21 protein-coding genes are annotated in these 24040 nt (G+C 44.1%); 18 read left to right on the top strand and 3 right to left on the bottom strand.

The genetic code is table 11. The features are described from left to right. The first annotated feature begins 544 nt into the window (after nt 1–544). Together ACTNA4_RS04140 and fliB are read left to right on the top strand one after the other, a co-directional pair. Nucleotides 545–1228, top strand: coding sequence for a Crp/Fnr family transcriptional regulator (locus tag ACTNA4_RS04140; protein WP_441016605.1), 684 nt, complete (start codon nt 545–547; stop codon nt 1226–1228). A 1-nt stretch (nt 1229) separates the two neighbouring features. Beyond that, on the top strand, nt 1230–2336 hold the full coding sequence (gene fliB, locus ACTNA4_RS04135) for a flagellin lysine-N-methylase (RefSeq protein ID WP_441028660.1): 1107 nt from the start codon (nt 1230–1232) through the stop codon (nt 2334–2336). Nucleotides 2337–2474: 138 nt separating this feature from the next. Here fliB and ACTNA4_RS04130 read toward each other — a convergent pair whose 3' ends face one another. Then, entirely contained in the window at nt 2475–3176 is a 702-nt protein-coding gene (locus ACTNA4_RS04130) for a helix-turn-helix transcriptional regulator (protein WP_427818898.1), read from the bottom strand. 190 nt (nt 3177–3366) lie between these two features. Here ACTNA4_RS04130 and ACTNA4_RS04125 point away from each other — a divergent pair, with 190 nt between their 5' ends. Continuing rightward, nucleotides 3367–3753 carry a RidA family protein gene (locus tag ACTNA4_RS04125; protein ID WP_441016599.1) on the top strand — a complete coding sequence of 129 codons (387 nt, stop codon included), beginning with the start codon at nt 3367–3369 and terminating at the stop codon, nt 3751–3753. Between the two features lie 153 nt (nt 3754–3906). Here the strand turns inward: ACTNA4_RS04125 and ACTNA4_RS04120 are convergent, their stop codons facing one another. Further along, a complete protein-coding gene (locus tag ACTNA4_RS04120) occupies nt 3907–4782 on the bottom strand; it encodes an AraC family transcriptional regulator (protein WP_441028658.1) in 876 nt (291 codons plus the stop codon). 208 nt (nt 4783–4990) lie between these two features. Here ACTNA4_RS04120 and ACTNA4_RS04115 point away from each other — a divergent pair, with 208 nt between their 5' ends. The 11 genes from ACTNA4_RS04115 (at nt 4991) to bilR (ending at nt 18436) form a co-directional block, all read left to right on the top strand. Further along, complete coding sequence (locus tag ACTNA4_RS04115) at nt 4991–6280, top strand: ABC transporter substrate-binding protein (RefSeq protein ID WP_320813177.1); 1290 nt, start codon at nt 4991–4993, stop codon at nt 6278–6280. A gap of 18 nt (nt 6281–6298) precedes the next feature. Continuing rightward, a complete protein-coding gene (locus ACTNA4_RS04110) occupies nt 6299–7177 on the top strand; it encodes a carbohydrate ABC transporter permease (RefSeq protein WP_441016593.1) in 879 nt (292 codons plus the stop codon). Further along, nucleotides 7177–8019, top strand: a complete 843-nt coding sequence (locus tag ACTNA4_RS04105) for a carbohydrate ABC transporter permease (protein ID WP_441016590.1) — start codon at nt 7177–7179, stop codon at nt 8017–8019. The genes ACTNA4_RS04110 and ACTNA4_RS04105 overlap by 1 nt, the downstream gene beginning before the upstream one ends. A gap of 97 nt (nt 8020–8116) precedes the next feature. Further along, a complete protein-coding gene (locus ACTNA4_RS04100) occupies nt 8117–10297 on the top strand; it encodes an alpha-galactosidase (RefSeq protein WP_427806309.1) in 2181 nt (726 codons plus the stop codon). 21 nt (nt 10298–10318) lie between these two features. Next, a complete protein-coding gene (locus ACTNA4_RS04095; protein ID WP_427806310.1) occupies nt 10319–12409 on the top strand; it encodes an alpha-amylase family protein in 2091 nt (696 codons plus the stop codon). Between the two features lie 177 nt (nt 12410–12586). After that, the gene (locus ACTNA4_RS04090) at nt 12587–12844 is read left to right on the top strand and encodes a TfoX/Sxy family protein (RefSeq protein WP_427806311.1); all 258 of its coding nucleotides are present in this window, start codon (nt 12587–12589) and stop codon (nt 12842–12844) included. Between the two features lie 216 nt (nt 12845–13060). Then, entirely contained in the window at nt 13061–13567 is a 507-nt protein-coding gene (locus tag ACTNA4_RS04085) for a flavodoxin family protein (protein WP_441028783.1), read from the top strand. A gap of 206 nt (nt 13568–13773) precedes the next feature. Further along, nucleotides 13774–14391: a chromate transporter gene (locus ACTNA4_RS04080; protein ID WP_427806313.1), complete on the top strand. Its 618-nt coding sequence runs from the start codon at nt 13774–13776 to the stop codon at nt 14389–14391. Then, nucleotides 14388–14954: a chromate transporter gene (locus ACTNA4_RS04075; protein WP_427818910.1), complete on the top strand. Its 567-nt coding sequence runs from the start codon at nt 14388–14390 to the stop codon at nt 14952–14954. Before ACTNA4_RS04080 ends, ACTNA4_RS04075 begins: the two co-directional genes overlap by 4 nt. Before the next feature lie 280 nt (nt 14955–15234). Continuing rightward, nucleotides 15235–16224, top strand: coding sequence for a phosphate acetyltransferase (gene pta / locus ACTNA4_RS04070; protein WP_441016578.1), 990 nt, complete (start codon nt 15235–15237; stop codon nt 16222–16224). A 187-nt stretch (nt 16225–16411) separates the two neighbouring features. Beyond that, nucleotides 16412–18436, top strand: coding sequence for a bilirubin reductase, long form (bilR, locus tag ACTNA4_RS04065; protein ID WP_441028655.1), 2025 nt, complete (start codon nt 16412–16414; stop codon nt 18434–18436). Between the two features lie 69 nt (nt 18437–18505). Here the strand turns inward: bilR and ACTNA4_RS04060 are convergent, their stop codons facing one another. Then, entirely contained in the window at nt 18506–19456 is a 951-nt protein-coding gene (locus ACTNA4_RS04060; protein WP_441028653.1) for a dipeptidase, read from the bottom strand. Between the two features lie 354 nt (nt 19457–19810). Here ACTNA4_RS04060 and glnA point away from each other — a divergent pair, with 354 nt between their 5' ends. The 4 genes from glnA to ACTNA4_RS04040 are packed head-to-tail and all read left to right on the top strand — an operon-like array spanning nt 19811 to nt 23827. Beyond that, nucleotides 19811–21142, top strand: a complete 1332-nt coding sequence (gene glnA, locus ACTNA4_RS04055) for a type I glutamate--ammonia ligase (RefSeq protein ID WP_427818913.1) — start codon at nt 19811–19813, stop codon at nt 21140–21142. 54 nt (nt 21143–21196) lie between these two features. Further along, the gene (locus tag ACTNA4_RS04050; protein ID WP_427806320.1) at nt 21197–21745 is read left to right on the top strand and encodes an ANTAR domain-containing response regulator; all 549 of its coding nucleotides are present in this window, start codon (nt 21197–21199) and stop codon (nt 21743–21745) included. A 24-nt stretch (nt 21746–21769) separates the two neighbouring features. Next, the gene (dapF, locus tag ACTNA4_RS04045; protein WP_427806321.1) at nt 21770–22597 is read left to right on the top strand and encodes a diaminopimelate epimerase; all 828 of its coding nucleotides are present in this window, start codon (nt 21770–21772) and stop codon (nt 22595–22597) included. A gap of 15 nt (nt 22598–22612) precedes the next feature. Then, nucleotides 22613–23827: an LL-diaminopimelate aminotransferase gene (locus ACTNA4_RS04040; RefSeq protein WP_441016566.1), complete on the top strand. Its 1215-nt coding sequence runs from the start codon at nt 22613–22615 to the stop codon at nt 23825–23827. Nucleotides 23828–24040: the final 213 nt, after the last annotated feature.

The raw sequence follows: 24040 nt of genomic DNA, 5'->3' as shown, positions 1-24040 counted from the left end.
TTTAGAAATTATTAAAGTGGAAATCCCAAGTTTATGTTTTATTCAGATTTCATAAGTTCAGCAATAATCTTACTGATCAATGTTAAAAAATAATCCGGGGTATTTTCTGCCAGATTATCAAAGTATTCTTTGGGTATCCCTTTCAATAAGTTTTGCCCCGTTATCTTTTACAATACGATTTTTCACTGCACTTTCATTCTGGTTATTTGTCATAGGTTCTCCTTTCTGCAGAAACCATAATCGGAACGAATGCAGCTTGCTGTGAAAATTCTGCAATAGAAGAATTCAGAAATTTCTATAATGTATTATAACAATCGTGGAAAAAAATAGCAATGTAACTTCGCAAAGGATTATAGAGTCTGAAATTAGTAAATAGGTTAATAAAGTTGAATGATTTGCCGAACGGCGTTGAAAATATAGAGCTGCAATCGATATTTCCAAGTAAAACGAGTATAGCATACTACAGATTATTAAACAAATGAAAAAAGTGTGAATTTCGTTCTATAGTCTATGCTATAATACAAACGATAGGGGAGAGAATATTATGGACAAAAAAGACATAGAAATTCAAAAAGAAATTTTCCAAAGCATTCTATTTCGGAATCTGGAAAGAGAACGTGCCGAGAAAACGATTCGCAGTCTGAATGGAAAGCTGCGCCAATATACGAAAAATGAAATGATCATCCAAGAAGAACAGGTGCTTCATGAAATCGGAATCCTGATATCAGGTGAACTGTGCAAGGTCCAATACTATCCTGATGGAACAGAGCAGATGGTCCAGAAACTGCTCCCTTCTTATGTAGTAGGACTGGAAATTGCAATCAGTCAGAAAAAAACAAGTCCGTATTCAGTTTATGCTGTTGAAGAGGCATCAATTTTCTGGTTCCCTGTAAAATATCTGGAGCAGGAAGGATATCTCCCGGAAAGCGATCGGATTTTCCTATACCAGCAGACGGTACAGTTTCTGGCAAATGAAGACATCCGAAAGTACAGAAAGATCGAAATCCTATCCGCAAAAAGTGCAAGAGGAAGGATTGAAAAATATTTGAAGATCCAGATGATCCGATATAAAAGCAATGAATTTGATATCGATTTTAACAGAGAACAGATGGCAAGCTACTTAGGGCTTAATAGGAGCGTGCTGTCACACGAACTGAAAATGATGGAAAAAGAAGGGATTCTCACGGTGAGAAAGAATCATTTTGTGATACATGAAAAGGAGAAGTAGAATGCGTTATGTAATACCTGATTATTATAAAGAATTTTATTGCACAGCAGATCAGTGTGAGGATACCTGCTGTGCCGGTTGGCAGATTGTGATCGACAGGAAATCGTTAAGAAAATACGGTCAGGTGAAGGGGAGGTTCCGCAAAAGAATGTTCGCTTCCGTGGACTTTATGCAGGAAACCTTCAGGCAGGATAAAGAAACAAGATGTGCGTTTTTAAATGAAAATAATCTCTGTGATCTGTATTCAAATCTAGGAAAAGAGAGCCTTTGCAAAACCTGCAGACTGTATCCGCGCCATGTGGAAGAGTTTGAAAACATTCGGGAAATTACACTTTCCGTATCCTGTCCGGAAGTGGCAAAAATGCTGATGAACCGAAAAGAACCGGTTCGATTTCTTACTTATGAAAAAGAAGGGGAAGAAGAATACGAGGATTTTGATCCGTTTTTGTATTCTATTCTGGCAGATGCAAGGGAGAAAATGCTGGAGATTCTTCAGAACAGAAGCATTTCTCTAGCTGTAAGAATCGGTCTCATTATGGGAATGGCGCATGATCTGCAGGTTCGGATCAATCATGAGGAAATGTTTTCTTGTGAAGAAGTGATCAAACGGTACCAGACGGAAAAAACGCGCAAATTCGTGGAAGAGAAATATGAATATTTTATGGCATATGAGAATCGGTTGGAGCAGTATTACTATGCCCATAAGATATTTCGGAAGCTGTACGAATTGGAACTTTTGCGGGAGGATTGGGATACGGTTCTTATGGAAACCGAGGAAATCTTATATGCAGACGGTGCAGAAAAATACAGAGAACTGACAGAGCAGTTTGCAAAATGGCAGAAAAATGAGATGCCGGATATGGACATTCAACTGGAACAGCTTATGGTCTATTTCCTTTTTACTTATTTCTGTGGTGCCGTCTATGATGAAAAGATTTATGCAAAAGCGCGGATGGCGATGGAGAGTGTGTTCCTCATTAAGGAACTTTTTAAGGCACGCTGGGTGAGAAATGGATATATGCTGGATTTGGATGAACTGACAGAGCTGGTCTATCGGTATTCCAGAGAAGTGGAGCATTCGGATGAAAATTTGAAGAAGATTCTCTAGGTAAGGTATTGATTGTGATGCTGCGTAATATGTAACATAGGCAGTGTTAGGAGGTACCAGTTCGGCCATGAAGCTCGACCCGACTGCTGAAGCAACTAAGGCTCTTGCTCATGGCTGAACTGTTACTATTTAATTCTATTATTGCGCCGTAATCTCACTGAGATACCGGTAAACGGTTGCTGTTGAACAGGAGAACTTTTTCGCGACAAAGGAAATCGCTCCTTTGAGTTTGAAAAGGCCTTGTTCATTTAATTTGCTGACAATTTCTTTCCTTTCGAGCTGATTCAATCGGTCTACAGGCGTTGTAAGCGCAGCTGTACAATCTTCGAATATTTTCTGCATCAAAGAATTGATGTCCATCGGGAAGCTTTCCGTGATCTGAACGGATTCTTCCGGTGCCTCTGTCTGAGATACGGATAAGGTTTTCTGGAAAACAGGTGTATTTCCACGGAAGGAGGCCGGATGAATCACGGAAAGAAGCTTTTCGTGAAGGTCGTTATACCGGCTGTCATCAAAATTAATGCATAACATTCCAATCGGAATACCAGATTCATCTTTAATGAACATGGTAGAAGAGCGTAGAATATGTCCGTTTTCGGCAATGCCTTTATAATTAGCCAGATAATCTCTGGATTCATAGAGCCTGGAAGAGAGCATTTGAAGTGCGGCATTGGTAAGTGGACTGCCTACGGAGCGCCCGCTGATGTGTCCGTTAGCAATTGCAATGATCGATTTGCTTTCACTGGAAAGGTCCTGAAGAACTACTTCATAATCTGATCCAAGGGCCTGACCGAGAAATTCAACCAGTATCTTGTATGGTTCTAAAATACTTGATGTCATAAATAAAATTCCCTCGCTTTGATATAAAATATCTTAAAAGTATTATCGCATGCAAATCATTATTTTTCAATGCTGAAAAAAACTATTGTGAAAATAAGAAAAAGTTGACATTAAATAAATATAGTGATAAATTATTCTTATAATAATAAATTAGCCGAATGAAAGGCGCATAAACAGGAGGAATTAAGCAATGAAAACTATTTTAAACACAAACAAGGCACCGCTTGCAATCGGACCATATTCTCAGGGGATCAACACAGGAAACCTTCTTTTTCTTTCCGGCCAGCTTCCAATCTGCCCGGAAAAAGGAGATATTGTAGCAACGGATATCGAAGGGCAGACCAGACAGTCTCTGGAAAATGTAAAAGCAATTCTCGAGTCTGCAGGATGCACCATGGACGACGTTGTAAAGACAACGGTATATTTGAATGATATTGCCGATTTTGCAAAAATGAACGGCGTATATGCAGAATTTTTCAATGAAGGAAACTATCCTGCAAGATCCGCATTTCAGGTGGCTGCTCTTCCGAAGGCTGCACTTGTAGAAATCGAAGTAGTTGCTCTGAAAGCAGAATAAAAGTGATTACGGGCGAAGCTTTAAATCTCACCAGAAAACAATCGCGGATATTGAGCGATGCGAACAGGTTCTTAGACAATTGATTGTACAACTTAAAGAAGAGACGTAGCTTTTAGGTGCTGCGTCTCTTCTTTTCGGGACCATTGTATCATATTAGGTCTCTATGGTTCCACTTCCCGGAGGACCGATCCGGTTTTCATTCCGCCACTGTCTTGGCGAGATTCCGTAAATATTTTTAAATGCGCGTGAAAAATGCAGCTGATTCGGATACCCGACCACATTTCCGATATCATTGATATTAAGCTGCGTCAGCTTCAAAAGCTCGGTTGCCTTCTGCATCCGGTAACTCATCAGAAATTCCTGAGGCGATTTCCCGATCGTGTCACGGAAAATTTTACCGAAATAACTCCGGTTCAGACCGCAGAATCCTGCGATATCTTCTACAGAGATATCATTCTGGAAATTCTGTTCAATAAAAGAGAGTGCCTCTTTTACATAAAAATCCCGCAGGCGTCCATCCTGCTTCAGTCTCATCGTGGCAGTAGAACGGGTAAAATAGTCCAGAAACAAATACAGATGTCCAATCAGATGAAACGGAGATTTGTCTGAGTTCTGCGCAATATACAGCATTTCCCCCATCATATTCTGCCGCAGTTCTTTGGACTTGGCATGATAGATTGGAGCGTCACGGGTAAGCCCGGCAATTTCTACCATTTCATGAACTTTGAGCCCGTCAAATTCCAGCCAGGTATATTCCCAGGGGAGTTCTTTGTCAGCAACATAAGTGGAAATCTGGCCGGGAAACAACATGAAACCCTGTCCGCTTTTAATTGGATAAGTCTGAGTCACCCCTTTTGAATCGTCTGCCAAAAGAAGTCCTGTTCCGGAAATGACGTAGTGAAAGAGAAAATGATTTCTTGCGGCAGGACCAAAAGAATGGGATGGAGTACACTGTTCCCAGCCGTACTGATAGAGTCCGAGATCAACAAAATTTTCATTTGGAAAGACAGAAAAAAGTAAATCACTCATAGGATAATCCCCCTTAATTATATGATGCACGGATTTCTCCGCACTTTATACCAAAATGCTAGATGAATTTAATTATATCACATAAAGGCATTATTTTGGCATAAAATCCCAAAAATACAGCTATTTATGATAGCATTTTGAAATGTTATAATGAACTTACAAACAAACACCGGAGCACGGAAGTTATGAGAAAGGAGCAAAATGAGAGATGCGAAGAAAAGGAAAAGCATTAGTAAGCGTACTTTTGAGTGTTACAATGGTTGCGGCGATGATGTTGACAGCCTGTGGAAACAAGGAGGGAGACGGCAAGATTGAAATCAATCTGGTGCAGTACAAACCAGAAGCTGTCGACGCGTTTGAGGCAATTGAACAGAAATTCAATGAGACGCATGATGACATTCATCTTACCATTGAATCTCCAAGTGACGCAATGACAATTTTAAAGACCAGATTCATCAGAGAAGATAATCCGGATATCATCGGAATCGGAGGAGATGTCAACTTTTCATCTTTTGTTGATTCAGACATGCTGATGGATATCTCCGATTTTGAAGGCCTGAATGACATCAAACAGGCGTACAAAGATATTGATAAGGCGCTTGAGTATGTTCCGGAAGAAGGTATCTACGCAGTGCCGTATGTAGCAAATGCTGCCGGAATCCTATACAACAGAGGGATGTTCGAAGAATACGGATGGAAGATCCCGGAAACATGGGATGAATTTATCGCACTCTGCGATGAGATTCAGTCGGAAGGTATCTTGCCGCTGTATTTCGGATTTAAGGACACCTGGACCACACTGGCACCATGGAATGCAATGGCAGTAGGACTTTGCGAGCCGGATGTATGCCGTCAGGTAAACAAAGGTGAGACGACATTTACCGATGAGTACCGTGAAGTGGCTGAAAAAATGCTGGAGCTTCTGCCATATGGACCGGACGATCCGTTTGCCTACGATTACAACGGAGCATGTACTGCTTTCGCAAATGGAGAATCTGCGATGTATACGATCGGAAGCTATGCAGTTCCACAGATCAAATCTGTAAATCCGGATATGGATATCGATTCTTTTGTATTCCCGGTCAATGACAGGGAAGAGGACAATGTGCTGAACTCCGGTATTGACCTTCAGTTCTGTGTGATGGCAGACTGCGAGAATAAGGAAGCAGCATATGAAGTACTTCGTTTTCTCCTGGAAGATGAGAGTATCCAGGAGTACCTTGACAACCAGAATGCAGTACCGTGTAAAGAAGGCGATTTCGAACTGCCGCCTATGTTGGATGGCATGAAATCTTATATCGATGACGGAAGAATGGCCGATTATCAGGATCATTACTATCCGGCCGAAATGTCGGTGGATGCACAGATCCAGACCTTCCTTATGAAGCAGGATGTCGATGCTTTCCTTGCGAAATTCGATAAGGACTGGGTACGTTATAACAGGGATATTATCCGGAAAGTAGAAGCTTATGAAGCAGAACATCCGGATGAAGACTAGAGAAAGGGGAACCGGAACATGGATAAAAAAGGAATGACAGGACGGAAACGCACGTTTCTTATGATTACAATCCCGATTGTGTTATTATTCTTCTGTTTTAATACACTGCCTCTGATTCAGGGCATTATTTACAGTTTTACAAATTTCAAAGGTTACGGCAGCTATGACTGGGTAGGACTTCGAAACTACATTGACCTGTTCCAGGATTCGCGGGTAGGCAACTCCTATCTGTTCACCTTCAAACTTGCAATCTGTGCAACGATCGTGGTAAATGTAATCAGTCTTGTACTTGCATTGGGGCTGAACAGTAAAATCAAATTCAAGAGTGCGCTTCGCGGAGCATACTTTGTACCGAATATTTTAGGCGCACTGGTTGTGGGTTACATTTTCAACTATTTCTTTACATATATTCTTCCGGCATTCGGCAAGATGATCGGAAGCGGAACACTTGGTTCCAGTATGCTTTCCAATGAGAAGCTGGCCTGGATAGCAGTTGTGATCGTCTGCGCATGGCAGTCCATTGCGATGAACACGATCATTTATATTTCCGGTCTGCAGACAGTGCCGGAGGATGTATACGAGGCCGGTTCAATCGACGGAGCGACAGGCTGGAAGAAGTTCAAGAATCTGACCTTCCCGCTGATCCTTCCGTTCTTCACCATCAACATGGTGCTTTGCGTGAAGAACTTCCTGATGGTATTCGATCAGATCATGGCATTAACGAAAGGCGGCCCTGCACAGAGTACAGAATCCATCTCCTACCTCATTTACCAGAATGGTATGGGCGGTGGACAGTTTGGATTCCAGAGTGCCAACGCGGTAATCTTCTTTATTGTAATCGTTGGAATTTCCGTATTCCAGCTTGGAGTATTAGGTAAGAAGGAGGAGCAGTTATAATGAAAACGAAAGTAAATCCAAAAGTAAACTGGCCGGTTACGATTTTACTGATCCTGGGACTTATTACTGTTATTTTTCCGCTGTATATGACGATCGTGATCGCATTCAAGCAGCCGTCAGAGATGACGAACAGCATTAGCGGAATCCTTTCTCTTCCGAAGAGCTGGAGCCTTTCCAACTTTGCGGAAGCTATGCGGGTGACCGATTTCTGGCACTCTTTATTTAACAGTATCCTGATCACCGTATTGACGGTTGTGATCTCCATTGTGGTCCACTCCCTCATCGGATACGCGATCGGAAGAAATAAAGGACACAGCAAATTTTATAATTTTGTGTATCTCTACATCGTCAGTGGCATGTTCGTACCCTTCGCAATCCTAATGATGCCGCTGGTAAAACAGACTGCGCATCTCGGGCTTGCGAACTGGGTTGGTGTCATCATCCTTTATGTGGTATTCTACATGCCGATGAATGTCCTTCTTTACTCCGGCTATCTGGTAAATATACCGATGGCACTGGAAGAAGCAGCTTATGTGGACGGTGCGACAACATGGCAGACTTATTGGAAAATCATTTTCCCGATCATGAAGCCAATGCATGCAACCGTTGCGGTCCTGACAGCACTCGGAACATGGAACGATGTTATGACTCCGCTTGTCATTATGTCAGGTTCCGGTATGACAACCCTCCCACTGGCACAGATGACATTCCAGACGCAGTTCGGAACCAATTTTAATCTGGCATTTGCGTCCTACTTGCTGGCACTTCTGCCAATTCTGATTTTCTATCTGATCTGTCAGAAACAAATATTAAATGGTGTGGTAAATGGGGCTGTAAAATAAGAAATAAATATGTAAAATACAAAGGTAAGGGTCAAAATTAATTTTGGCCCTTGCGCTGTAACAACAAAAATATGGCAAATACAAATGGAGAGACAGCATGAGCATTATTTTTGATGAGAAGACAAGAACATTTACAATAAACACAAAAGAAACGACATACCAGATGCAGGTAGATGCATACGGATACCTTCTTCATCTCTATTATGGAAGAAAAGCAAAAGGGTGTATGGATTATCTCATTACCTGCGCAGATCGGGGCTTTTCGGGAAATCCGTATGAAGCAGGCGAGGATCGTACCTATTCGATGGATGCGCTCCCGCAGGAGTATCCCTGTAGAGGAAATGGCGATTATCGGAGCACGGCATTTATTGTCTGTGACAGTAATGGAACTACGGGATGTGACCTCAGATTCCAGGGATATGAGATAAGCGACGGAAAATACAGTATTCCGGGCCTTCCGGCAGTCTACGCTTCAGAGGAAGAAGCAGAAACTTTAAAAATTTGTCTTGCAGATTCTGTAAACGGACTGGAAGTGACTTTATTATACGGTGTCCTTCCGGAAGAGGATATCATTACTAGAAGTGTGAAGGTGAAAAATGCAGGAAATAGCAAGCTTTATCTGGAAAAAGTGCAGTCTGCCTGCCTTGACTTTGTTGGAGGAAGATATGATGTAATCAGTTTTTATGGACGCCATGCGATGGAACGCAATTTCCAGAGAAGCGAAGTGTTGCATACGAATACCGTGATCGGAAGCCGCAGAGGCGCATCCAGTCATCAGTACAGTCCGGTGGTCATTCTTGCAGGACATGAGACAAACGAGACAAGCGGAAGCTGTTATGCAATGAACTTTGTTTACAGTGGTGAATTTAAGGCAGAAGTTGAGAAAGATCAGTATAATCAGACGAGAATGCTGATGGGGCTTCAGGATGAAGCTTTCCGATATCCGCTCGATTCTGGTGAGAGTTTCTTTGCACCGGAAGTAATCCTTACTTATACAGATCAAGGATTGAACCGTCTTTCACAGAATCAGCACGCATGTATTCGGAAACATATTTGCAGAGGAAAATATAAGAATCAAGTGCGGCCGGTACTCTTAAACAGTTGGGAAGCGTCTTATTTTGATATTACAGGCAAATCTCTTTGCCAGCTTGCCAAACATGCGGGGGAGGCCGGAATCGAAATGCTGGTCATGGATGACGGATGGTTTGGTAAACGAGATGATGACAATAGCGGCCTGGGGGACTGGTATGTCAATGAGAAGAAGCTTGGAATGTCATTAAGTGAACTGATTCAGAGAGTCAATGCAGAGGGCTTGAAATTCGGGATCTGGGTGGAGCCGGAGATGATAAGTGAAGACAGTGATCTGTACCGTGAGCATCCGGACTGGGCATTTGCGATACCGGGCAGAAAGCCTGTTCGAAGCAGAAATCAGCTTGTACTTGATTTCTCACGCGGGGACGTGGTAGATTATATTTATGATAAAATCTGTGAAGTACTTGATCAGGGGAATATAGAATATCTGAAATGGGATTACAACCGCAGTATTGCCGAGGTCTACTCGGCAGCGGCAGGTGAGCAGGGAAGAGTCCTCTATGATTATATATTGGGACTTTATGATTTCCTGGAAAGGCTTGTGAACCGGTATCCGGATATGCTGATTGAAGGCTGCAGCGGAGGAGGCGGCAGATTTGACGCGGGGATGTTATATTACACACCGCAGATCTGGTGCAGCGATAACACCGATGCCGCGGATCGGATCCGGATTCAGTACGGGACTTCATTTGGGTTTCCGGTTTCAGCAGTGGGCTCTCATGTATCGGCAGTTCCGAACCATCAGACCGGAAGAACGATGCCGATGTATACAAGAGGGGTCGTGGCAATGGCGGGGACCTTTGGATATGAGCTTGATCTGGGCAAACTTGGCAACGAAGAAAAAGAAGAAATCCGCAGGCAGATTCGGGATTATCATAAATATGCAGATCTGATCCAGAACGGAACCTACTACCGACTGACGAATCCGTTTGAAGATGAGACGGGGGCATGGGAGTTCGTTTCGGAAGATCGAAGTGAAGTGTTGCTCAATATCGTGATGCTTGAGATGCATGGAAATATGACTGCTTCTTATGTCAGACTTCAGGGGCTGGATGAGAATGCAGTTTATCAGGATCAGGAGTCGGGAAAGATTTACAGCGGAGCGGCATTGATGGATGCAGGCATTCCGATTCTTGCAAGTATGAGTGAGTACCAGGCGATGCAGATTTATCTGGTGAGAAACTGATAGAGAAAGGACGTTAATTTTATGGCTAATGCAGATGCAGTGTTTCAGAAAAGGATGGATAAACACCACGATGAATTAAAATGGCTCTATATGGAGTTGTATCATAATGGGGATATGTTTGCAGAATTATGTTCTCAGATGTATGAATATTATTCTAATCGGCGTGATTCTCTGAAAGAGAGAGACTTGATCAGGGAAGAGAATCCGGGATGGTTTAAGAAAAATGATATGCTGGGAATGATGATGTATATCGATAATTTTGCAGGCAATCTGAAAGGTGTGCAGGAGAAGCTTTCCTATCTGGAATCATGTAATGTAAACTGTATTCATCTGATGCCGTTCCTGGATTCTCCGAAAGGAAAATCTGACGGAGGATATGCGGTTGCCGATTTCCGCAAGGTGAAGCCCGAGCTTGGAACCATGGCGGATCTGGCGGATCTGGCGGAGGATTGTCATAAGAGAGAGATGAATCTCTGCATGGACTTTGTAATGAATCACACTTCCGAAGATCATGAATGGGCAGTAAAGGCAAAGAACGGCGACGGAGAATATATGAGCCGTTATTTCTTCTATAACAATTATGATATTCCGAGAGAATTTGAAAAAACGGTACCGCAGGTGTTTCCGACAACTGCACCAGGCAATTTCACTTGGGTGCCGGAAGCAGGACATTTTGTAATGACGACATTTTATCCGTATCAGTGGGATCTGAATTACCAGAATCCGCGGGTGTTTAACGAAATGATGTATAATTTCCTGTTCTTCGCAAATCAGGGAATGGACATTATCCGAATCGATGCGGTTCCTTATATCTGGAAACAGCTCGGAACCCAGTGCAGAAATCTGCCGCAGGTACATACCATCGTCCGTATGATGCGCATAATCGGTGAGATCGTCTGCCCGAGTGTGGCACTTCTCGGAGAAGTAGTTATGGAACCGGAGAAGGTAGTTCCGTACTTTGGTACGGTAGAAAAGCCGGAATGCCATATGCTTTACAACGTAACAACTATGGCGACCACATGGAACAGTGTCGCAACCAAGGATACACGCTTGTTGAAGAAGCAGCTTGATATCGTAAACAGCCTTCCGAGGGAATATACATTCCTGAATTATCTCCGTTGCCATGATGATATAGGATGGGGACTTGATTTTGGCACTCTGAGATCATGGGGAATGAAAGAAGTGGAACACAAACGGTTCCTGAATGATTATTTCACAGGTAAATTCGAGGGAAGTCCGAGCCGCGGAGAACTCTACAACGATGATCCTGTCACACAGGATGCAAGATTCTGCGGAACAACAGCTTCCATGTGCGGAGTAGAAAGCGCCGGATTTGAACAGAATGCTCAGAAAATGGAAGAAGCTATCCGCATGGACCTGATGCTTCATGCCTATATGCTCTCCCAGTCCGGTATCCCAATGCTGTACAGCGGAGATGAAATCGGACAGGTCAATGATTATACTTATAAGAAAGATCCGGATAAATGCGTAGACAGCCGCTATATTCACCGCGGCGCGTTCCGGTGGGATCTTACAGAAAACTGCCAGAATCCGGATACTGTCCAGGGAAAAATCTTCCGGGCATTGTCGAAACTGGAACAGATTCGTAAGAACGAAGCAATTTTCGATGCTTCCGCCAACGTATATACTTACGACGTTCATGATACCGCGATTCTTGGTATCATGCGTGAAAAAGACGGTGAGAAATTCTACAGCTTCTACAACTTCAGCGACCAGGAAAGAACTGCCTGGATGTATGAAGAAGGAGAATATGCGAACCTGATTACCGGAGAAAAAGTAGAACTCAAAGATATCAGGATCCCGGCACATGACTTTATCTGGGCGATGACTGCGAAGGATAAAGATGAGATGGAAGAAGATGTGGCGGAAGAAGCTATAGCGGAAGCAGTTGTGGCGGAAGACGTTATAGAGGAAGAGCCGATCGCGGAAGAAAGTGTAATAGGTGACGCGGCAGAAGAATCTTCGGAAACAGTGACTGCGCCGTTAGAAGAAAAAAAAGAACCTGTGAAGCCGGTTTCAGTTCCGAACAAGAACAAAAAGATCAGAAATGTAAGTAAAAGAAGAGCGGCAAAAAAACATAATAAAGTATAGTAATGTCTAAATGAACAGCCAGTCTGCAAACTTGCCGGCAGATTGGCTGTTTTTTGATTGCTGCAATCTAATGACTATAAAATTGACACATCCATCTTCATTATTTACCTATCAGCATCAAAAGAAATTAAGTAAAATATAATTGAACATTATGAGTAAAATAGAGAGGTAGGAGTCATGGGAGAATTATCAACTCTTCCGAATATTGGAAAAGTAGTAGAAGAACAATTGATACAAGTTGGAATTACGACGGCTGCAGAATTGCATGAAATTGGTGCGAAAGCGGCATGGTTGAAAATACAGGAAATCGATGAATCCGCTTGTATAAACCGGCTGATGGCATTGGAAGGAGCGATTCGGGGAGTCAAGAAAACAATGCTGCCCGACGAAGTGAAAGCTGATTTGAAAGATTTCTATAGAGAACATAGAAGATAGATAGAGTGCGAAGGGAAGCGTTATTTTATTATGAAAATTGTAATATTACACGGGTAAAGTCATAAAGGAAGTACATACATGGTGGCGAGAGAATTGGCAGACAAGGTCGGCGGCGAGATTGATGAGTTCTTTTTGCCGCGAAATTTCAATAAGCACTGCACGGGGTGTTTTACCTGTTTTCAGACAGAATTATCGAAATGTCCGCATTAGAAAGAACTGGAGCCGTTAGAAAAGGCAGTTCTCAGCGCGGATCTCATTATCCTGGCAAGTCCGGTTTATGTATACCATGCTTCCGGTCAGATGATGAGTTTCCTGGATCATTTCGGAACCTGGTGGATGATTCACAGACCAAGGCCGGAAATGAGCAGAAAGCAGGCAGTTGCGATCAGCACGGCTGCCGGAGGCGGAATGAAAAGTACGGTGAAGGATATGGCGGACAGTCTTGAAATGTGGGGTATTTCAAAAGTGTACCGTCTGGGAATCGGTGTTCAGGCAGCGAGACCGGATGAAATTCCGGACGGGATTAAGAAGAGTATCCATAGGAAAACGGATAAGATGGCTGGGCAGATTCGGGAAAATGCAGGAAAACAGGGATGCAACAGGCGCGCAAAAATGTGGTTCTATTTGATGCGCATGGCTCATAAGCATTTTGCGCCGATGGAACCGGATTACGGATATTGGGAAGAACGGGGCTGGCACGGAAAGAAGCGGCCCTGGAAATAAAAGATCAAGTCAGCGGGAGGATGGAACTGGACCGAAAAGTATATTGGTGCGAAAACAGCAGTTTGTATTAAAACGGTAATAATTGTGTAAAATGATTTACAGAAACGTAAAAATAGTATAGCAGGTATTGCTAATTCGGAAGTTGATTGGTAAAATAACAGAGAAAACGATATCACAGAAAAGAGACATTAGAAATGAGGTAAAGAATGAACAGTCTGAATGAATGCAATGATAAGAAGATTCCGGGAAGCATTATTCCGGACCTGTTTTTGTCCTTTTTTAAAATAGGCTTATTCACTTTTGGCGGCGGTCTTGCGATGCTTGCACTGATCGAGGAACAGTGTGTAGAAAAGAAGCATTGGATTACGCACGATGAAATGATGTATGTGACAATCATAGCAGAATCAACACCCGGACCGATTGCAATAAACTGTGCAACCTTTGTGGGATATCAGCAGGCGGGACTATCAGGAGCCCTTGCCGCAACAGTCGGAGTCGTTTTCCCTTCATTTTTCATCATTTATCTGATATCCATGTTTCTGAACCAGTTTTTGGAAATCAAAATTATCGCAAATGCATTCAAAGGAATCAAGGCTGCAGTCGGAATCATCATTCTGGATGCGGCAGTCATGATGATACGCAAGATGAATAAAGACAGGATCACGCAGGGAATCATGCTCGTGTCGTTTGCGGCCATGTTTCTGATCCAGATATTCTCCTGGAACTTTTCTTCGATCAGCCTGATGATTATTGCGGCAATTTTCAGTCTTGCGCTTTATCAGATCAATGTGATACGCCATGGAAAGGAGAAAAGAGAAAAATGATTTATCTTGAGCTTTTCCTGGCATTCTTGAAAGTGGGATGTTTTTCTTTCGGAGGTGCATATGGTGCGATTTCTCTGATACGTGACGTTGTTCTGACGCATGGCTGGCTCAGTGAAGAAACGCTGACCTATATGATTGCCGTTAGCGAAAGCACGCCTGGTCCGATCATGGTGAATCTTGCGACCTATATCGGCCTCAGCCAGGCTGGTATATCGGGAGCAGTTTTGGCAACATTTGCAGTCGTTCTCCCTGCATTTGTGATTATTCTGCTGTTTGTAGCTGCCTTAAAGAGAGTATGGAATCATGGCTGTGTACAAGCCGTCATCGGAGGCCTGAAGCCCTGCGTCATCGGAATCATCCTCGCAACAGGAGTAACCATGATCCTGGGAAACTGCATCCGGTTGGAGGAAAATGTGACGGCAGACATACGTTCTGTCATCGTCACGGTCATTCTCGGAGCTGTTCTTTTTATCTTTAAATATCTGTTGAAGAAAAAGATTTCTCCAATGTGGATCATTCTATGTTCTGCGATCCTGGGAATCATAATATGGGGAATCAGGTGACCGCACCAGCCAGTCACCCGTCCCGTCAGACAACCATACAGGAACAACCAGGTGTCTCACAAGACCGTGGAAAACGCCGGCACTTAATGGCAGCAGCCGCATAAGCGGCGCCCTGGCATTTAGTACCGCTGCGTTTTCCCCCGAGCGAAAGAGGGTCTTGTGAGACACCTGGTTGTGGATAATTTTCGATACAATCCCATTTTCCCATTCCCATTCCCCCCAAAAAGTGATACAGTATAAGAAAAAGTATTGTAAATGTTTTCTCAAGGAGGAAGAAATAATGGCAAAGAATATTTTCGAGCCTATGATGGCAAAATTGAAAGCAGATCCGAAAAAGATCGTATTTACAGAAGGAACAGATGAAAGAATTCTGGAAGCAGCTTCTCGTTTACTGAAAGACGGTTTCCTCACACCTGTTCTGGTTGGAAAAGTAGAAGAAGTAAAAGCTGCTGCTGAAAAATTTGGATTTGATATTACAGGAGCAGAGATTGTTGATCCGGATAACTTTGATAAATTCGATGAGATGGTAGAGCTGTTCTGCGAACTTCGTAAGAAAAAAGGTGTGACACCGGAGCAGGCAAAAGAAGTATTAAGCCATGCAAACTATTTCGGAACCATGCTGGTTAAGATGGGACTTGCTGATTCTCTTCTTGGAGGAGCAACCTACTCTACAGCTGATACCGTTCGTCCGGCTCTTCAGGTTATCAAGACAAAACCGGGCAACAAGATCGTTTCTTCATGCTTCATTCTTGCGCGTCCGACAGCAGACGGAGAGAATGAGATACTTGCAATGGGAGACTGCGCGATCAACCTGAAACCGACCGAAGATGATCTGGTTGAGATCGCCGGAGAGACCGCTGCATGCAGTAAATTATTCGGCATCGATCCGAAGGTTGCATTCTTAAGCTACTCTACACTCGGATCCGGAAAGGGAGAAGATGTAGACAAGATGCGCAATGCTACCGCAAAAGCAAAAGAACAGTTCCCGGATCTTGCAATCGACGGAGAATTACAGTTCGACGCTGCTGTTTCACCACGTGTAGCCCAGACAAAATGCCCGGACAGCAAAGTGGCAGGACATGCAAACGTATTTATTTTCCCGGATATCAATGCAGGAAATATCGGATACAAGATTGCGCAGCGCCTCGGCGGATTTGATGCATACGGACCGATCCTTCTCGGACTGAATGCCCCGATCAATGACCTGTCCCGCGGATGTAACGCAGACGAAGTTTACGTAATGGCCATCTTGACAGCCGCACTTGCTTAATTTTCAAAAGTACGCGAATCGAGCTCTCTTTCTGATGAGGAAAGGGAGCTTTTCTTCTACTGGGATTCCGAACAATGGTATTCTACTCTGTTATTATATTTTCTAATAGTGATAGCGTAACACAGATGAACATGTTAAAATATAAACAAAGATTCTCTGAAATACAAGTCTAGAAAAGAGGTAGAAAATGAGTAAAGAGTCATTATTACTGCAGCCATTAAAAGTAGGAAATCTGACATTAAAGAACCGTATCATGTTCCCGCCGCTTACTACCGGATATGAAGAGCGGGACGGATCGATCGGGGAGCGGAGTTTTCATTTTTATGAAAGACTGGCAAAAGGGGGAGCTTCTTATGTCGTGATCGGAGATGTAGCTCCGGTCAATACTGCATCGCCGACGCCGAAGCTGTTTGATGACCGTCAGATTCCGGCATTCAGAAAACTGGCAGATGCAATGCACGTATATGATTGTAAGCTTGCATTGCAGCTATTCCATCCGGAATACGATGTGCCGGGTGTAGGAAAGATGATCCAGGGATCCATGATGGCAATGAAGGTGGCTGAGGCTGCCAAAGCACAGGGGGACATGGAGACTTTTGGAGTTAAGATGAAAGAAGCGGGACAGCTTCGCGATGATGCCTATGCGAAACTGCATCATGACATGCAGCATTTTGTTTCGGAAGCGACTGTAGAACAGTTGGAAGAGATCAAGAAATCCATTGCAGCATCCGCAAGAAGAGCGGCTGAGGCCGGAGTGGATGCGATCGAGGTTCACGGAGACCGCCTGCTGGGTTCCTTGTGCTCAACCGTTCTGAATCACAGAACCGATGAATATGGAGGAGCATTTGAGAACCGTATCCGCTATGCATTGGAAGTGGTTGCGGCAATCAAAGAAGCGGCACCGTCTCTGATGGTGGAATATAAGCTCCCGTTCATCACAATCAACGCGGATGGAAGTGACCGTGGAAAAGGCGGACTTTATGAGGCGGAAGGTATTGAATTTGCAAAGAGACTGGAAGCAGCAGGAGTGGATATGATTCAGGTCGCTCAGGCAAATCATACCGGAAATATGGGCGATACCATTCCTTCTATGGGAACCGTTCCATATAACTGGACTCTTCCGATTGCAAAGAAGGTAAAAGAAGTGGTATCGATTCCGGTTGCAACGGTAGGACGAGTGGTGAATGTGAAAAATGGAGAGGAGATTCTTGCAAATGGCGAAGCAGATATGATCAGCTACGGAAGATCCCTGCTCTGTGATCCGGATATTGCGATTAAGATTGAGAAGGATGAACCGATCCGTGAATGCCTGAACTGTAATAAGGGATGCGTAGATGCAATCCAGAATCGCCGTTATATTTCCTGTGTACTTAATGCGGAAAATGGAGACGAGGCAACCATTTTCATTAATCCTGCAGAAGAGAAGAAGCATGTTGTGATTGTCGGAGCAGGTATTGCCGGACTGGAAGCGGCACGTGTGGCAGCAGTTCGCGGACATCAGGTAGACGTTTATGAGAAAGCGGATCATATCGGAGGCCAGATCCATCTTGCAGCGGTACCGCCGAGAAAGAGCGAGATCCTTCGTTCCGTTGAATATTTTGAGAGAATTTTGCCGGAACTTGGGGTAACGATCCATCTGAATACAGAATGCAGCAAAGAGATTATGAATGGTGCAGATGCTGTGATCGTGGCAGTCGGTGCACATGATTTCATCCTTCCGGTGCCGGGAGCAGACAGTGAAAACGTCGTATCTTCGTGGGATGTTTTGAGTGGAAAAGCAGAAGTCAAAGGCCACTGTGCTATCATCGGCGGCGGTCTTGTCGGAACGGAGACTGCAGAATATGTACTGGAGAAAGGCTGTCAGGTATCGGTGATTGAAATGCTGGGTCAGATTGCAAATGGAGAATCATCCACCATTCTTCCGATTATCATGAAAGATTTTGCACAGCATGATGTAAAACAGTATGTCAATACAAAAGTCAACCGTATCGTCAACGAAGGAAAGACGATTCTTGCTACGGATACAAAGGAAGAAAAAGAAATTTCCATAGATTGTGATACGATTATTATGGCAGTAGGGTCCAAGAAAAATGAGTTGGATATGGAAGGCGTTACTGTACCTGTTTATTACGCAGGAGATTGCTCCGGAGATAGAACGGCCAGCATTGCAGAAGCAGTTCGTGCGGGATATGCGGCTGCAAATGAAATTTAACGAGAAGATTAGGGGGCGACATTACAATCGCCCCTAATTGAGTAAAAATAATAAAAAATACATCCTATGCTATATATTTTTCAATACCCGCTCTGCATTCTTATAACAGATTGCATCGATTTCACCGGAAGTAAAGCCCGCCTTCTCGAGAGCCGGAAGAAGAAGCGGCATATCCTGACATCCGGCAAGTTCCATTTCACAGCTCATTCCGTCGAAATCACTTCCAAGAGCAGCAATATCAATGCCTCCTACATTTACAATGTGGCGCAGATGCTCAGCAATCACTTCGGCGTTGCAGATCCCGCTATCCTGCAGAAATGTACCATAGAAATTCACACCCACCAGTCCCTGACGTTCTCCGATCATTCGGATCATCCGGTCGGTCAGATTCCGGGAATGTCCGCAGAGAGCGCGGCAGCAGGAGTGGCTGGCAACGAACGGCTTTCGGGTATTTTGATATACATCTTCAAAACCGGCATCGGAAAGATGCGATACATCGATCAGCATACCGAGCCGTTCCATTTCTCCAATCACCTCCAGACCGAAAGGTTTCAGACCGGTTCCACTCTGGGAGGACATGTTGTGGGGAAATCCCAGTTCATTTTCATAGTTCCAGGTCAGCGTGATCAGGCGGATTCCTTCCTCGTATAGAGCGTACAGGCGGCTCATATCATTTTCCAGAATACCGCCTTCTTCTACTGTGAGAAAACAGGAAAGCTTTCCGGCGGATTTGTTGCGCAGATAATCATCAAAAGAAAAGGCGCAGGATACCTCAGCGTGTCTGTCGGCGCTACTTTTTAGAAGACGGATCATCTGTAATGCATCTGTGTAATGGCTTTCACTTATCGGAGTCTGCTTCCGGTTGATAAAGCAGGCAAAGAACTGAGCCAGAGCGCCGGTCTTATGTAGTCTGGAAAGATCAATGTGTCCGCGGTTTTCCCACGGGGTTTCATACGGAAGCGTGTCTTCCTGCGTGTAGAGACGATAGAGTGTATCACAGTGGAGGTCAATGTAGTTCATAATCAAATCCTTCTTTCTATTCAGAATAAATGTCCATATACTGTATTTAGTATACTTTATGAAGAATGGCTTGTAAAATGAAATTGCAATATATAGTGCGAAACTGGTATAATACGGTTAGATACCGATCAGGAAAACGGAAAGGGGAATAAGGAATGGTGTATGTGTAGAGGAATTTGAAAAATAATTCCAAAACTTCGTCACAATGCCACGTTGACAATCGAAAGCGTGGTTTAATATAATAGAATAAACAAGGGCGTTTTCTGATAGGGAAAGAGCGCCCTTTTTTCAATATCAGAGAGTTTAGTATTATCAAAATGCAGTCTGTTTTTCAGTATGGAGGAATACATAATTATGAGAAATTATACAAGAAAAGATATTCTGCGTCTGGTGGAAGAAGAAGATGTCGGATTTATCCGTCTGCAGTTTACTGACATTTACGGTACATTGAAAAATGTGGCGATCACTACAGGACAGCTTGAAAGAGCATTGAATAATGAATGCATGTTTGACGGATCTTCAATTGAAGGATTTTCGCGGATCGAAGAATCAGACATGTATCTTCGGCCGGACCTGAATACATTTACCATTTTCCCATGGCGGCCGCAGCAGGGAAAAGTGGCAAGATTTATCTGTGATATCTACCGTCCGGACGGAACAGCGTACGAGAGCGACCCACGCCAGGTCCTGGAAAATGTAATTCGGGAAACCGAAGAAATGGGATATCAGTTTGTAGTCGGACCTGAATTTGAATTTTTCCTTTTCCATCAGGATGATGATGGAACACCGACGACAACAACGCATGAGAAGGCGGGATATTTTGATCTTGGGCCACTCGATCTGGGAGAAAATGCGAGAAGGGATATGGTGCTCACACTGGAGGATATGGGAATAGAGATTGAGGCATCCCATCATGAAATGGCACCGGCGCAGCATGAGATCGATCTGAAATACGAGGAAGCGCTTGAAACTGCGGATAATATGGTTACGTTCCGGATGGTTGTGAAAACAATTGCCAAACGTCACGGATTACATGCGACCTTTATGCCAAAACCGAAATACGGAATCAATGGTTCCGGAATGCACCTGAATATGTCACTTTCCAGAGATGGAGAGAATATTTTCTCGGATGAAAATGATGAACATGGTCTGAGCCAGGAAGCTTATTATTTCATCGGCGGACTCATGAAGCATATCAAGGCGATTACATTTATCACGAATCCTCTGGTAAATTCTTACAAACGTCTTGTACCCGGATATGAAGCACCTACTTATATTGCGTGGTCGGCAAATAATAGAACACCGCTGATCCGGATTCCGGAATCCAGAAGGAGCGGTAAACGAATCGAGCTGCGAAGCCCGGATGCATCTGCAAATCCATATCTTGCACTTGCGGTTTGTCTGGCAGCAGGAATGGAGGGAATCCGTGAAAAAATTCTTCCTCCAAAAGAAATCAGTCAGAATATTTTTGAATTGAATGAAGAGGAGAAAAAGGCGCTTGGCATTGAATGTCTCCCGGGCAGCCTTATGGAAGCGGTAGAAGAATTTGAGAAAGATGCTTTTATCCAGAAGGTACTTGGAGAGGAACTTTCCCAGAAATTCATCAAAGCCAAAAAAGCAGAGTATGACAGATACCGCAGCCAAGTTTCAGAATGGGAAATGAATGAGTATCTGCAGAAATATTAGAGCTCCTTACCAAGTAGCATTTGTATAGGCGAAAAGAGTGAGGAGGCTGGTATAGTGAGTAGTATTGTTGTTGTATTTCCCAAGAAGGAAAATGCGACGAATATTCGAAATATACTGGTACGAAACGGATTTAGTGTGATGGCGGTCTGTACGACCGGTGCGCAGGCGATCCAATATGCAGATGATCTCGATGACGGGATTATAGTTTGTGGGTATAAATTATCGGATATGCTATATACTGAATTAAGAGAATATCTGCCGGAGACATTTGAGATGCTGCTGGTTGCGTCACCGGATAAATGGCATGATGGCCGGATTCCGGGTGTGATCGGCCTTGGGACGCCCATCAAAGTATTTGATCTTGTAAATACGATGGAAATGCTGATGCGCACGATGGAGCGGCGCAGAAAGAAACGCAAGGCCGACCTGAAGAACAGAAACCCGAAGCAGCAGGCATTAGTGAAGCAGGCAAAAGAGCTTCTGATGGAGCGAAATCATATGACAGAGGAAGAAGCACACCGCTATCTGCAGAAATGCAGTATGGACAGCGGAACGAATATGGTGGAGACCGCTCAGATGGTACTTAGTATTATGGCAGAATAGGAGTTGGCAGGAGCGAAGCGATCTATGAATTTTACGAAGATGCATGGACTTGGAAACGACTATGTATTTGTGAATTGCTTCAGAGAAAAGATAACAGAACCATCAGAATTAGCAAAAAGAATCAGTGACAGACATTTTGGAATTGGATCGGACGGATTGATACTGGTGAAACCTTCCGTGAAGGCTGATTTTAAAATGGAGATTTACAATGCGGACGGTTCCGCTGCAAAAATGTGTGGAAACGGGATCCGCTGTCTCGCGAAATACGTGTATGAGTGCAAAATGACGGCAAAGACGGCTTTGACGATAGAAACCGCCTGCGGGATACGTAATCTGGCGCTTCAGATTGAGGAAGGTGAGGTGGAGGCAGTCTGCGTGGATATGGGAACCCCCAGACTGAATACCCATTGCATCCCGATTTTGTGCGAGCGAGATCTTGTACTGAATGAACCGATCACGGTGAAGGGAGAGGAATACCGGATTACGGGGATTTCCATGGGGAATCCACACGCAGTTGTCTATGTGGATCATGTGAAGGATTTCCCGGTGGAGGAGCTGGGACCGGCGTTTGAGTTCCATCCTAGGTTTCCGGATCGGATCAATGCAGAGTTTTGTCAGGTGATTGATCGAAAAACGATTGCCATGAGAATCTGGGAAAGGGGTTCGGGAGAGACGCTTGCCTGTGGTACGGGAGCCTGTGCCGCCTGTGTTGCATCCGTATTGAATGACTTGACAGATGAGAAAGTTACAGTTAAATTATTAGGAGGAGAATTAGCCGTCAGATGGGACCGCAAGGTCAATCATGTGTATATGACAGGACCTGCAGAGCGGGTGTTTGACGGAATTTTATAAAAGGAGAAGATATCAATGTACAAAGTAAATGAAAATTATCTGAAATTACCGGGAAGCTATCTGTTTTCCAATATTGCTAAGAAAGTAGCCGCGTTTCAGGCTGCAAATCCGGACGCATCCATCATCCGTCTGGGAATCGGTGATGTTACCCAGCCGCTTGCACCGGCGATCATTGAAGCGCTCCACAGTGCGGTGGATGAGATGGCACACGCCGAGACATTCCACGGCTATGCGCCGGATCTTGGGTATGAATTTCTGAGAAGTGCGATTGCAAAGAATGATTTCCAGGCACGCGGATGTGATATCGCATCGGATGAGATCTTCATTTCCGATGGAGCAAAATGCGATTCCGGAAACATTCAGGAGATTTTTGGACCGGATTGTAAGATTGCAGTATGTGACCCGGTTTACCCGGTTTATGTAGACACCAATGTCATGGCAGGACGTACCGGTACATACGACGCAGCTACCGGAACCTGGAGTGATGTGATCTATATGCCGTGTACGGCTGAGACCGGATTTGCACCGGAACTTCCGGAAAAGACACCGGATATCATTTACCTGTGTTTCCCGAATAATCCGACCGGAGCAACGATCACCAAAGACGAACTGCAGAAATGGGTTGATTATGCAAATAAAGTCGGAGCTGTGATCATTTACGACGCAGCTTATGAAGCATATATTACAGAAGAAAATGTACCACACAGCATTTATGAATGCGAAGGTGCAAGAACCTGCGCGATCGAACTCCGCAGCTTCTCGAAGAATGCAGGATTCACCGGAGTCCGTCTGGGTGCAACCGTTATTCCGAAAGATCTGAAATGCGGTGATGTGATGCTGCACTCTCTCTGGGCAAGAAGACATGGGACCAAGTACAATGGCGCTCCATATATCGTACAGAAAGCCGGCGAGGCTGTTTATTCAGAAGCGGGCAAGGCACAGCTGAAAGAGCAGATTGCATACTATCAGAAGAATGCAAAGACGATTTTTGAAGGACTGAAAAATGCAGGATACACTGTATCCGGAGCAGTGAATTCCCCGTACATCTGGCTGAAGACACCGGACAATATGACTTCATGGGAGTTCTTCGATTACCTGCTTGAGAAAGCGAATGTGGTAGGCACACCGGGATCCGGATTCGGACCGAGCGGAGAAGGATATTTCCGTCTGACCGCATTCGGAAGCTATGAAAACACACTGGAAGCAATTAAGAGAATTCAGAGTATTTAGTAAGAGTGGCCAGGGGACGTACCCCTGGCCACATTTTACAATAATATTACATAGAATTTATGTGTTTTTATCTGTCACTTGATATATTTACTCTGTTAATGTGCAAGATGCGGCATATGTTTTACTGTGCATGCAAGGTGCAAAAAGGAAAGGAGATCCAATTATCGAAAAGGACAGACAAAAAAGACGAGGGTTACTGAGAAGTATTTGCCA

The organism is Bariatricus sp. HCP28S3_A7, assembly GCF_052066375.1.
Classification (GTDB): Bacteria; Bacillota; Clostridia; order Lachnospirales; family Lachnospiraceae; genus Allocoprococcus.
This window is presented reverse-complemented; position numbering and strand designations above follow the sequence as displayed.